Annotated in this window: 6 protein-coding genes; 4 read left to right on the plus strand and 2 right to left on the minus strand. The window is 66.4% G+C overall.

Going from position 1 to position 13400, the window contains the following annotated elements; genetic code table 11:
* Positions 1–26 precede the first annotated feature (26 nt).
* Positions 27–890, plus strand: a complete 864-nt coding sequence (locus K6T84_RS01770) for an alpha/beta fold hydrolase (RefSeq protein ID WP_225401797.1) — start codon at positions 27–29, stop codon at positions 888–890.
* A gap of 2 nt (positions 891–892) precedes the next feature.
* Here the strand turns inward: K6T84_RS01770 and K6T84_RS01775 are convergent, their stop codons facing one another.
* Positions 893–1618: a carboxymuconolactone decarboxylase family protein gene (locus tag K6T84_RS01775; RefSeq protein WP_408066043.1), complete on the minus strand. Its 726-nt coding sequence runs from the start codon at positions 1616–1618 to the stop codon at positions 893–895.
* Between the two features lie 57 nt (positions 1619–1675).
* Between K6T84_RS01775 and K6T84_RS01780 the strand changes: the two genes are divergently transcribed.
* Positions 1676–2680, plus strand: a complete 1005-nt coding sequence (locus tag K6T84_RS01780) for a zinc-binding dehydrogenase (RefSeq protein ID WP_225401796.1) — start codon at positions 1676–1678, stop codon at positions 2678–2680.
* A gap of 10 nt (positions 2681–2690) precedes the next feature.
* On the opposite strand, the gene htpG is transcribed toward K6T84_RS01780, so the two are convergent.
* Positions 2691–4643, minus strand: a complete 1953-nt coding sequence (gene htpG / locus K6T84_RS01785) for a molecular chaperone HtpG (protein WP_225401795.1) — start codon at positions 4641–4643, stop codon at positions 2691–2693.
* 61 nt (positions 4644–4704) lie between these two features.
* Between htpG and K6T84_RS01790 the strand changes: the two genes are divergently transcribed.
* Positions 4705–5172: a nuclear transport factor 2 family protein gene (locus K6T84_RS01790; RefSeq protein WP_224865741.1), complete on the plus strand. Its 468-nt coding sequence runs from the start codon at positions 4705–4707 to the stop codon at positions 5170–5172.
* Positions 5173–5351: 179 nt separating this feature from the next.
* The gene (locus K6T84_RS01795) at positions 5352–13328 is read left to right on the plus strand and encodes an ATP-binding protein (protein WP_225401794.1); all 7977 of its coding nucleotides are present in this window, start codon (positions 5352–5354) and stop codon (positions 13326–13328) included.
* Positions 13329–13400: the final 72 nt, after the last annotated feature.

Raw genomic sequence — 13400 nt, forward strand, 5'->3', positions numbered from 1 at the left:
TGCCGATACCGTCATACGATGCTTAGATGACCTCGGAAACCTTCGTTACCCACGCACCAGGCGATGTGCGGATCATCGCCGACCGCCACGGTGACCCCGACGCCCGAGCAGTGGTGTTCCTGCACGGCGGCGGGCAGACTCGACGCTCCTGGGGCCGCGCCGCCGCCGCGGTGGCCGAGCGGGGCTGGCAGGCCGTCACCGTCGACCTGCGCGGCCACGGCGAATCGGACTGGGCCGGCGAGGGCGACTATCGGCTCGTCAGCTTCGCCACCGACGTCCACGAGGTGCTGCGTACCCTGCCGCCGGACCCGGTTCTGGTCGGCGCATCACTGGGCGGGTGCGCCGCGATGCTGCTCGGAGGTGAACTGGCGCCCGACGCGGTCAGCGCGGTGGTGCTGGTCGACATCGTGCCCAACATGGACCCCTTGGGCGCGCAGCGGGTGCAGGCGTTCATGGCCGAGAACATGGAGTCCGGATTCGACTCGCTCGATGAGGTCGCCGACGCGATCGCCGCCTACAACCCGCATCGGCCCCGCCCCACCGACCTGACCGGGCTCGCCACCAATCTGCGCCGCCGCGGCGACCGCTGGTACTGGCACTGGGACCCGCAGTTCATCAGCGGCGCCGAGCATCAGGGGCCGATGGAGATCCACGACGTCGACCGGCTCAACGCCGCGGTACAGACCATCCTCGACGGCGGCGTGCCGATCCTGCTGGTCCGCGGTCAGCTCAGTGACCTGGTGAACGCCGACAACGCCGAGGCCTTCCTGCGCCGGTTCCCCCAGGTGGAGTTCGTCGACGTCGCCGGGGCGGGTCACATGGTCGCCGGTGACCGCAACGATGTCTTCGCCGACGCCGTGCTGGGCTTCTTGGCCCGCCACTCCAGCTGAATTCAGCCGTACACGGTCTGGCCGTCGGCGTCGAGCAGGTAGCGCTCGGTCCCCTCGGCGACCCGCGGCGCGTCCGCACCCAGTGCCACCGCAATCTTGTTGCCGGCGTTGCGCATCACATCCAACGTCAGCTCGACGGCCTGCTCGTCGGTGAAGTGCCGGCGCACTCCGGCGGCCACCTCGGCATCGATCCGCCCGGGTGTCCAGACCAGCGCGTCGACGTAACGCAGCGCCGCCTTCTGCGCGTCACTGAGCAGCGCCGAATCCTCGAAGCGCTCGATGTCGTCATAGAGCGACTCAGATCCGCCGGCGTTCAGGGCGGTCGTCTCGCGCAGCGACTTGCACAGCCGGCAGTTGTGTTGGGCCGCGCCGCGCAACCGCACCACCTCCGAGGTCACCGGATCCAGGGACCGCAGCCGGGCGACGGCGGGCATGAACCCGTTGAACAATGCGTCGGCCACGTTGCCCGTGCGATCCTGGGAGTTGGCTTCCGGCCATGCCACTTCCACACCCAGCGCGTCTAGGCCGGCGCGCACCCGCGGCACGAAGTCGGCGATGAACATCTGCACGACAGCGCCGAAGGTCCTCTCCCCCAACGCCTCCCACAGCCGGGACCGTTGAGAATCGGTGATCATCGAGACATCGACACCGAACTGTTCGGCAAACTCGGCCACCGCGGGATCGGAGTCGGCCGCCACCTCGCCCGACAGCGCCACCAACCCGTTCAGCTCATCGAGAACGTCCACGTAGACGATTATGGCCTTCGCGGCAATAGGCTGGCACCCATGCGCGTCGTCGTGATCACCAAAACCGGCCCCCCATCGGTGCTCCAGGTCCAGGACCGCCCCGACCCTCCACCGCCCGGTGGCGGTCAAGTGCGCATCGGGGTGCGCGCGGCGGGAGTCAACTTCGCCGACCACCTGGCCAGAGTCGGCTTGTATCCCGACGCCCCGAAGCTGCCCGCCGTGGTCGGTTACGAGGTGGCCGGCACCATCGAGGCCGTCGGTGACGGTGTCGACCCGGCCCGCATCGGCGAGCGGGTGCTGGCCGGCACCCGTTTCGGCGGCTATGCCGAGATCGTCAACGCCAACGCCGCCGACACGGTCACCCTGCCGCCGTCGATGAGCTTCGAACAGGGTGCCGCAGTACCGGTGAACTACGCGACGGCCTGGGCGGCGCTGCACGGCTACGGGTCGCTGCAGGCCGGTGAGCGGGTACTGGTGCACGCCGCGGCCGGCGGTGTCGGTATTGCGGCGATCCAGCTGGCCAAGGCCGCCGGGGCGGTCGTGCACGGCACCGCGTCACCGGGCAAACATGACCGGCTTGCCGCGCTGGGCATCGACCGCGCCATCGACTACCGCCGAAAGGGCTGGTGGAAGGGCCTGCAGCCATACGACATCGTGCTCGACGCGCTCGGCGGCACGTCACTGCGACGGTCGCTGGGGTTGCTGCGTCCCGGTGGACGACTCGTGGCCTACGGCCTTTCGTCGCTGCAGCAGGGTGAGAAGCGATCCCTGCTGCGGGCGGCGCCGCAGGCGCTGGCGATGCTGCGCGGGTTCAATGCGATCACGCAGATCGAGCAGTCCAAGACCGTCATCGGGTTGAACATGCTGCGACTGTGGGACGACCGCGGCACCCTCGGACCCTGGATCACCCCGCTGTCCGAGGCGCTGTCGGCCGGCGTCGCGGCCCCGGTGGTGCATGCGGCAGTGCCATTCGCGAATGCCGCCGAGGCCCACCGCATTCTTGCTGCGCGGGAAAACGTCGGCAAAGTGGTGCTGGTGCCCTGAGGGGCCGAGCTCAGACGGTGCGGGCCAGCCGATGTGCCAGCAGTTCGGCGAACCGCGCCGGATCTTCCAGCGCCCCGCCCTCGGCCAACAGCGCTGTGCCGTAGAGCAATTCCGCGGTCTCGGCCAAGTCGGCATCCTCGCCGCCTCGCTCGGTGTGGGCCTGCCGCAGACCGGTGATCAATGGATGGCCCGGGTTGAGTTCGAGGATGCGCTTGCCGACCGGAACCTCCTGACCGTTGGCCCGGTAGATCCGGGCCAACGCGGGAGTCATCTCGAAGGTGTCGGTGATCAGGCAGGCCGGTGACTCGGTCAGCCGGGTCGACAGCCGCACCTCTTTGACATGCTCGGTCAGGGTCTGCGCCAGCCAGGCGAGCAGGTCGGCGAAATCCTTTTCCTGCTCCTTGCGCTCGGCCTCATGGGCGGTCTTGTCCTCCTCGGAGTCCAGATCCACCTCGCCCTTAGCCGCCGACTGCAACGGTTTCCCGGCGAACTCGGCGACGGCGTTCACCCACACCTCGTCGACCGGGTCGGTCAGCAGCAGCACCTCATACCCCTTGGCTTTGAACGCCTCCAAGTGTGGTGATTTGAGCAGCTGTTGGCGGGATTCGCCGGTGGCGTAGAAGATCTGCTCCTGACCGTCCTTCATGCGTTCGACGTACTCGGCCAGCGTGGTCGGCTCGGAGTCACTGTGCGTGGAGGCGAATGAGCAGATGCCCAGCAGTGCCTCCTGATTGTCGAAGTCGCTGAGCAGTCCCTCTTTGACGACCCGGCCGAACTGGGTCCAGAAGGTGCGGTAGTCCTCGGGGCGGCCCGACTGCAGCTCCTTGATGGTGGACAGCACCTTCTTGGTGAGCCGCCGCCGGATGGCGTTGATCTGCCGGTCCTGCTGCAGGATTTCCCGAGAGACGTTGAGTGACATGTCCGCCGCGTCGACGACGCCCTTGACGAAGCGCAGATATTCGGGCATCAGCTGGTCGCAGTCACCCATGATGAACACCCGCTTGACGTACAACTGCACGCCGACCTGCGCGTCGCGGTTGAACATGTCGAACGGCGCGTGCGACGGGATGAACAGCAGCGCCTGGTATTCGAAAGTGCCTTCGGCCTTCATCGCGATGACCTCGAGCGGGTCGTCCCAGGCGTGCGCGATGTGTTTGTAGAACTCGCTGTATTCCTCTGGCGAGACTTCGTCTTTGGGGCGCGCCCACAGCGCCTGCATCGAGTTCAGCGTCGCGGTCTCCAGGGTGACGGTCGGTTCGCCGCCTTCTTCAACAGGTGGACTCACCCGCTCGACCTGCATCCGAATCGGCCAGGCGATGAAGTCGGAGTACTTCTTGATCAGGCCCCGGATCGTCGGATCCGCGGTGTAGTCGTGCAGGGCGTCTTCGGCGTCTTCGGGTTTGAGGTGCAAGATGATCGAGGTGCCCTGGGGCGCTTGCTCGCCCGGGTCGACCGCTTCGATGGTGTAGGTGCCGTCACCGCTGGATTCCCAGCGGATGGCTTCGCTCTCGCCGGCCTTGTGGGTCAGCATCTCGACGCGGTCGGCGACCATGAACACCGAGTAGAACCCGATCCCGAACTGCCCGATCAGCTCTTCGGACGCTGCTTCGTTCTTGGCGTTCTGCGCTTCGCGTAGTTGCTGGCGCAGTTCGGCGGTTCCGGATTTGGCCAAGGTGCCGATCAGGTCCACCACCTCATCGCGCGACATCCCGATGCCGTTGTCGCGGACCGTCAGGGTGCGTGCCGCCTTGTCCACCTCGATCTCGATGTGCAGATCGGAGGTGTCTGCCTGCAGGTCCTTGTTACGGAACGCCTCCAGTCGCAGCTTGTCCAGCGCGTCGGAGGCGTTGGAGATCAGCTCCCGCAGGAAGGCATCCTTGTTGGAGTAGACCGAGTGGACCATCAGATCCAGCAGTTGCCGGGCCTCGGCCTGAAATTCCAACTGCTCCACGCGCGCGCTCATTTGCGATCTCCCTCCTCGATGATTGACACCGGCTTCGCAACCCGGTTCAGTGACCATCATGATGGACGCCTCCACGACGGATTCAACCACCGCAACCGGCGACGTTGTCTTGGGCATGTGGCACGCGTTGGCCCGATTTGACTGGGATGCGCTCAAGACCTTCCTGGCGCCGGATTGCCTTTACGTGGACATGCCGATGCCGGCAGCCGCGGCCCGCGGGCCCGAGGACATCGTCAAGCGGCTCCGGCTGTTGTTCGACCGGTTGGCCGAATACCGGCACCACGGCGGCCAACTGGTGTCCAACGGCCCGGACGTCATGTACGAACACTCCGAGACGTGGGTATTTCCCACCGGCGAGCGGGGCACCCTGAGGTTCGCCACCGTGCACCGAGTTGTCGACGGGAAAATCACGGTGTGGAAGGACTATTGGGACTACTCCAGTGTGCTGGCCTTCGCACCACCCAACTACCTCGAGAACCTCGCAACCGAAGACATGTCCTGGATATTCGACGCCACCGCGCTGGTCTGAACCCGCGCCGTCACGGCGCCTGAAACGCCCGCTGCTCCACACCTTCGCCGGCGGGGGTCGAATCTACTGTCGGCTTCGGTCTGTTACTCGGGGGTGAACCCGAGAGCCGTCTTTACCCGACCTTGACCGCCTGTTGAATCGCCCCACCGACCATTGGTCACGTGACTACCATTCAAGCCGTGGAGCTGGGGGTTTTGGGACCTCTCCAGGCCCGGCGGGACGGCGCCCCGGTGACAATCACGGGCGCCAAACCGCGTGCGATCCTCACGATGCTCGGCCTACACGGCGGCTCCGTCGTGTCGGCCGAGAGTCTGATCGATCTGCTGTGGGGCGACGATGCGCCGCGTACCGCCGTCAAGGCCCTGCAGACGCACATTTCCGCATTGCGCCGGGCACTGGGTGACGGCTTCGTCATCACCGAGGGAATGGGCTGGATCCTCAGCACGACCGAGGTCGATGCATCGCGTTACAAACTCGCCACCAAGACGGGCCGGGATGCCGTGGCCCGCGGCGACATCCCCCAGGCGGTGGCCAGCTTCGACGAGGCGTTGGCGCTCTGGCGCGGAACCCCCGAACTGCCCGATTCGCGCCGAGGACTGTCCGAGAAGACCCGCTGGCTCGAAGGCCACGCCGCGATGGTCGAGGACCGTGCCGATGCGCTGCTCGCGACCGGCCGGGCCGCCGAACTCATCGGCGAGCTCGAGGCCGCGGTGGGCGACGCGCCGCTGCGAGAGAGGCGATGGGGCCAGCTGATGCTCGCCCTCTATCGCGCCGGCCGGCAGGGTGAGGCGCTGGGTGCCTATCAGCGGGCACGCTCGCTGCTCGCCGATGAACTCGGGGTCGACCCCGGCCCGGAACTCCGGCGCCTCGAGGCCGCGATCGTCGCCCAGGACACGGCGCTGGAATACCCGGTGGGACAGCACCCTTCGCCGGTGACGCGCGCCGTGACCTTTCTGCTCACCGACATCGAGGGCTCGACTGCCGCGTGGGAGGCCGATGCGAACGCGATGGCGATTGCGCTGGCCCGCCACGACGAGCTCGCCGAACAAGTCGTCACGTCCCGCGGCGGCCGGCTGATCAAGACGCGCGGCGAGGGCGACGCCACGTTCTCGGTCTTCGAACGGCCATCAGCGGCGGCCGCCGCCGCGCTGGAACTGCAAGATGCCATCCTTCACGAGCCCTGGGCCCTGCGAGAGCCCATGCGTATCCGGATCGCATTGCACACCGGCGAGGTGGAGCTGCGCGACGGCGACTACTTCGGCCGCGCGGTCAACCGTGCCGCCCGGCTGCGCTCGCTGGCCGTCGGCGGCCAGATCCTGTGCTCCGGCGCGACCGCCGAACTCGTCATCGACGCACTGCCTGACGACGTCATGCTCGCCGACCTCGGGATGCGCCAGCTTCGTAACCTGCCGCGCCCGGAACACGTCTTCGAGCTCCGGCTGGAGGCCGCCGAGCGACCCGAGGAGACCAGCGATGCTCCGCTGCAGCGGCCCGACCTTCCCGCGATACTGACCGGCCCCGGCGGTTCAGCGAGGCTCGACGGAGGAGAGGCGAAGCTGGGACCGCCGCATGAACCCGGGCCGTTCGTGGGACGCAGCCGCGAGCTGGAGCGACTCGCGTCGGCGTGGCAGACCACGCTCACCGACGGCATTCACGCCGTGCTGATCGCCGGTGAACCGGGTATCGGGAAGACGCGCTTGGCAGGTGAATGGTCTCGACAGGCGTACGAGTACGGCGCCGTCGTGTTGTACGGCCGATCCGACGAGGACCTCGGTGCGCCCTATCAGCCGTTCGCCGAAGCCCTGCGCTCGCTGGTGCCATGCGTCGAACCCAAACGACTGCGGGGGCTGCGGGGTCTCGAAGCACTGCTTTCCCTGGTCCCCGGGCTGGCAGATGTGCTGCCCGATCTGGTGACGCCACCGCGGGCGGACCCCGACACCGAACGCTACGCACTGTTCGACGCCGCCGTCGCACTGTTGGAACTGGCCTCCGCGAATGCACCGGTCGTCCTGATTCTCGATGACCTGCACTGGGCGGCCAAACCCACGCTGCTGCTGTTGCGGCATCTGCTGCGCTTCGGTGACCACACCCGCCTACAGGTGGTCGCGACGTACCGCAGCACCGACCTCGACCGCTCCCACCCGCTGGCGGCGATGCTCGCCGACCTTCACCGGGACGGCACCGCCGACCGCCTTCAGTTGAGTGGCCTCGACGAGGATGACGTGACCGCCTATGTCACCGAGGCCGGGCACGATGACGAAGAGCTCGCCCACGCGTTGGCGTCGGTCACCGGCGGCAATCCGTTCTTCCTGATCGAGGCACTGCGCCATGTCGCCGAAAGCGGCGGCGTGTGGGATCCGAGCACCCTACCGCAGGGTGTTCGGGAAGCGGTGAGCCGCCGGCTTTCTCGGCTTCCGGCGGAGACGAACAAGGCCCTTGCCGCGGCCGCGGTGGTGGGCAGCCGCTTCGCTCTGGAACTCGTCGAGCGGGTGGTGGATCAAGACCTCGTCGATGCGTTCGACCAGGCAGGAAAAGCCGGCATCCTCATCGAAGAGTCCGGGGGGCGCTACCGTTTCAACCACGCGATCGTCCGTCAGTCGCTGCTGGCCGAACTGCCGTCGGTGCGTCGCATGCGGTTGCACCAGCGCATCGCCACAACACTGGAGGCCGAACTCGGCGCAGACGACGAGTTGCTCGCCGAACTGGCGTATCACTACTTCGAGTGCGCTTGGGCGGGCAACGCTGCCAAGGCTGTTGAATACTGCCGGCGTGCCGCGGACCAGGCGATGGCCCGCCTCGCCTACGAGGGTGCCGCCGACCTGTACGACCACGCGCTGCACGCCTTGGACGAGATCGACGAGGAATTGCCCGACCGCGGCGAGCAGGCCGCTGAGCTACTGATCGCCCGCTGCGAGGCACTGTTGGCCGCGGGCGATGTGGCTTCGGCTGCCGGTGCGGTCGCGCAATTGCAAGTGGCAACAATCGATTCGGATCGGTTGGCGGCATGGGCCACCTGCTTCGACGGCCAGCTGTCGATGCTGATTCACCCCGAACGGTTGGACGACGTCGAGGTCGCCGTTGGGCAGGCCGCCGTCAGGCTCGCCGAGATCGCCGATGCGTCGGGAGAGGCCAAGGCACACACCGTGCGTGCCGGGTGTCTTGCCCGCCTCGGGCGGATAGGCGACTGCGAAGATGCCTTGGACGACGCTCTCACAGCCGCTCGACGCGCAGGTGAGCACCGCCGGGTCAACGCCGTGCTGGCCAACGCGCCGCTGGCCGCGTTGTGGGGCCCCAATCCGGTTCCGCGAGCGGGCGGACGCTGCCTGGATGTGGTGCGGCTGCTGCGCATCACGACGGATTCGCCTGCGGTCGAGGCGACATCGACACGGTGCCAGGCCCTATTGGAGGCATTTCGCGGCCGTACCGAGGCGGCCCGACGGATGATCGACTCGGCCCGTCGCACCATCACCGAACTCGGCCTGCGCCACGCACTTCTCGAGGTTGAGCAGTTCGCCGGGATGGTCGAGCTGGTGGCCGACGATCCCGGCGCTGCGGAGCCGCATTTACGTAAGGCCTACCACGGTTTTCGCCGCATGGGCCTGGACGCCGACACCGCCGAGACCGCCGCGCTGCTGGGCCGGGCGTGCCTTGCGCTCGACCGGGACGCCGAGGCTGCGGAGTTGTGTTCGGAAAGTGAGCGACTCGCCGGCCACGCACTGAAGGCGTCGATCTCCTGGCGCACGCTTCGGGCACTGCTGTTGGCTCGTCGCGGCGAGCACGACGAGGCCCGGCGGATGGCTCAATCCGCGGTCGGCCTGGCCGAGCGCACCGACCTCTTGGTCGATCACGGCGACGCGTGTCTGGCGCTGGCAACGGTGTTGAGGGCGGCCGGCGACGCCGCCGGGGCGCGCGCCGCCGCCGAGCAGTCCTTGGGCCTGTATGAGCGGAAAGGCGCTGGCGCACTTGCCGACATGGCGCGGCTGGTTCTTGGCGAGCAGGTCACGCCTGCCGAACCGCCCCCAGCGGATGCGCCGGCCGCCGGGCTGGACAACGCATGCGTGCGAGCAGGAGAACACGTCATCGCCGTTATTAATCGTGAGGCCTGGGACGAAGTGGAGCAGCTGTTCGCGCCAGACGGCACCTTTGAGAGCCGCCGGAAGATCGTCGGCTTTGGACCGATCGACGTTCCGGCGGGTGAGTCGCCGCATGTGATCCGGCGAATTCTCGAGTCCGTCCCCATGCGGGTCAGCCAAGTGGTTCTTGCCATTCGAGGTGAGCGTGTGGCGCTCGCTCGATTGATGATAGGAACTGCCGACGTGGGCCCTGGGTCACCACAGGATGAGTTCCTCATCCTTTATGGCATCGACAAGGCCGGCCGGGTCACGTTGCAGGTGTGGTTCGACCTCGAGGACATGGACCCGGCGATCACCGAACTCGAAGCGCTGCATGCCGGGTTCGAGGGAGAACGCGCGCAAGCGCAGCTGGAAAACGCAGCTGTCCGAGCGAGTCAACGCGTCATGGCCGCTGTCGATCGCGGGGACTGGGACGCCTTCGAGCAGCTGTATGCACCCCAGGGCTCCATCGAGAGTCGCCGGAAGGTCGTCGGCTTCAAGCCGACAGAATTCTCAGCGGCCGAGGTGATGCATCAGACGCGGCAGGACCTCGAGGCGGGGGCCATGCGGGCCAGCGCCATCGTTGTCGCCGTGCGAGGCGAGCGCCTCGCTCTGGCTCGAGTGACCGTGGGCACTGCCGATACCAGTCCCGGGGCACCGCGGGACGAACTGCTCCAGCTGTACGACGTCGACGACCAGGGGCGGATCACGCATCAGATCTGGTTCGACGTCGAAGACATGGACGCCGCGATCGCCGAACTCGATGCACTGCATGCACGATTCGAGGCCGACCGCGCATCCGGGCCACGCGCTTGGAACAAGGCCGCGCTGGTGATCGAGCGGTTTTACCCACGGTTCGCGGCCCGTGACTGGGACGCCATCGCGCAAGCAGCAGCCGACAACTATGTCCTCGAAGATCGCCGACGGATGGTCAATATCGGGATCCGGCGCGGTCGAGATGCCGGGATGAAGGAGTTGCTGGCTACCGCCGACGTCGGCTTCGGGATGATCCTGTTGGGCATCGTGGCGACCCGCGGCGAACGCCTCGTCCTCACCCGCGTCCGGGCGTCCGGCCCTGACCCCGCGACGGTGCAGAACGATGCCCTCAACGTCATCGAGATCGACTCGGAAGGGCGGGTTACGGCGGCCGTCGTGTTCGACGTCGACGACTTCGACGCCGCCATCGCGGAACTCGATGCGCGCTACGTCGCCGGCGAAGCGGCGGCGCACGCGCGCACATGGTTGGCGATCACCGGAGTCTACGCATCAGTCAGCCGGCACGAGTTTCCGGCGTTGACGCCCGATTGCGTGACGATTGACCATCGTCGGGTGACGGCGTTCGCGCCCGGCGAGTTGCCTGAGTACATCCGTGCCGGGTGGGACCTCGATCAGACTATCGGGATCTACGTCGAGGTTGTACACCGGCTGAGCGATCTCGGAGCGGTCTGCAGCTATACGGCGCAGGGTGTTTCGCGCGAAGGATTCGATGCAGAGTGGCGTGAGATCGCCATTACGATGGTTGACGGGGACATGGTTAGCCGCTGCGAGATGTTCGACGAGGCAGACCTCGACACAGCCCTCGCAAGGTTCGAAGAACTGGACTCGCAGACGCGTCGTCTCGAGAATGCTGCCAGCCGACTGTATGACCGATTCAAGGTGTGCTTCGCGGCCCGCGACTGGCGCGCCATAGCCGACATGATGGCCGACAACGTTTCGACCGAGGACCGCCGCCGGACAGTTAATGCCGGCCTCCGACAGGGCCCGGATGCCGTGATGGCCGAATACTCGGGGCTCGTCGATTTCGTCAAGACCTTCACATCAGAAGCCATTGCGACCCGCGGCGATCGCCTCGTCCTGAGTCGTGCTCGGACTGAGGGCTACGAGGCATTCATCACCGATTTTCTCGATGTGGTCGAGGTAGGCGCCGACGGCCGGGGAGTGGCCCGCGTCAGTTTCGATGCCGATGACATCACCGCCGCCATCGAAGAGCTTGACGCGCGCTACCTCGCCGGCGAAGCGGCGGCCTATGCGCACACATGGTCGGTTATCACTCGGGCATACGGCATGGTCAATCGGCACGAAATACCACCGACCACACCCGATTTCGTGGACATCGACCACCGGCGCTTTGCAGCGGTCGGGGCTGGCGACCTGAAGGCATACCTCGGTGCCGCACTCAGCGACATGGCGGCTAATCACATCTACGTTGAGGCCGTTCATCAGCTGACCGACGTAGGTGCGGTCGTCACTCATGCGGCGAGCGGGACCTCGCAAGAGGGCTTCGACGCTGCCTGGCGCATAACCGTCATCTTCATTGTCGACGGCGAGCTTCTCACCCGCTGCGAGATGTTCGACGAGGCGGACCTCCACGCCGCGTTAACCCGGTTTGACGAGCTCAGTCGAGCCGTGCCGCGGCTGGAAAACGCGGCAAGCCGCGCTGAGGCGCGATTCGGGGCATCCTTCGCCACCCGCGACTGGGACACGATAGCCGAGCTGTTGGCCGACGACTCGTCCACCGACGATCGTCGTCCGCTGGTGGGCGTCGGCGCACGGTGCGGTAGAGATGTCGTCATCGCCGACTGGCGGGCGACCGCGGATGTCGGCGTTCAGAACGTAACCTCCACGCCCATAGCCACCCGCGGAGAGCGCCTCGTGCTGAGTTGTTACCGTTTCTCGGGCCATGACCAGCGACCCGAGGCATTCCGCACCGACGTGCTCGGTCTCGTAGAGCTCGACGCCCACCAGCGGATCGAGTCGGCGGTCATGCTCGATCTCGACGAGATCGATGCTGCGTTCTCGGAACTCGACGCCCGCTACCTCGCCGGCGAAGCTGCCGCCCACGCACACACCTGGTCGGTGATCACAGACATCTGTGCTTCATTCAATCGGTATGAATTGCCCGCGGTGGACTGGATCAACGTCGACCACCGTCACGGTTCGCCGTTCGCGTCCAGCGACCTGGCCGCAGCCCTCCGCTCCTTCTGGGATCTCACTCCGCAGTTCAGGATTCAGATCGAAACGGTGCATCGACTCAGCGACTTGGGGGCGGTCATCACTCATTACTCGCACGGGACCTCGCTCGAAGGCACCGATGTCGAGTGGCGCATGATTCAAGTTCTTGTAGTCGAAGGCGACCGGGTCACCCGCTGCGAACTGTTCGACGAATCAGACGTCGATGCCGCGCTCGCCAGGTTCGAGGAACTGCACCCCCAGCCGCGACGACTGGAGAACGCGGCAAGCCAGATGTACGAGCGGTTCAAAGTGCGCTTCGCGGAACGCGACTGGCGCGCCATAACCGACATGCTGGCCGACAACGTTTCGACCGCGGACCGTCGCCGGGTGGTCAATGCCGGCCTCCGACGCGGCGCCGATGCCGTGATCGCCGAAGTCTCGGGGCTCATCGAGGTCATCAAGACAATCACCTCAGATGTCATGGCTACCCGTGGTACGCGGCTGGCCCTAAACCGCACCCGAACTGAGGGCTACGAGGCGTTTCACACCGACCTTCTCAACGTGATCGAGATCGATGCCGACAAGCGGTTAACGGCGCACGTCGCGTTCGAGCCCGATGACTTCGACGCCGCCATCGCCGAACTCGACGCCCGCTACCTCGCCGGCGAAGCTGCCGCCCACGCACACACCTGGTCGGTGATCACAGATACCTACGCCACATTCAACCGGTATGAAATGCCCGCGGTGGACTGGGTCAATGTCGACCACCGTCGAGGCACGCCGTTCACGTCCAGTGAGCTGGCCGCGGCAATCCGCTCCTTCTGGGATCTCACCCCGAAGTTCAGGATCCAGATCGAAGCGGTGCATCGCCTCAGCGATATCGGGGCGGTCATCACCCACCTACTCGCACGGGACCTCGCTCGAAGGCACCGATGTCGAGTGGCGCATGATTCAAGTTCTTATTGTCGAGGGCAACCAGATCACCCGCTGCGAACTGTTCGACGAGGCCGACCTCGACGACGCCCTCACGCGATTCACGGAACTGCATCCGCAGCCAAAACAGCTGGAGAACACCGCAAGCCGGGTACATGACAGAAGCCTTGCGCACTTCCGAGCCGGCGCCTGGACGGATCTGGCCGAAACCCTGACCGAAGATTCCGTCGT

It is taken from the genome of Mycobacterium zoologicum (assembly GCF_020181635.2).
Lineage (GTDB): Bacteria > Actinomycetota > Actinomycetes > Mycobacteriales > Mycobacteriaceae > Mycobacterium > Mycobacterium zoologicum.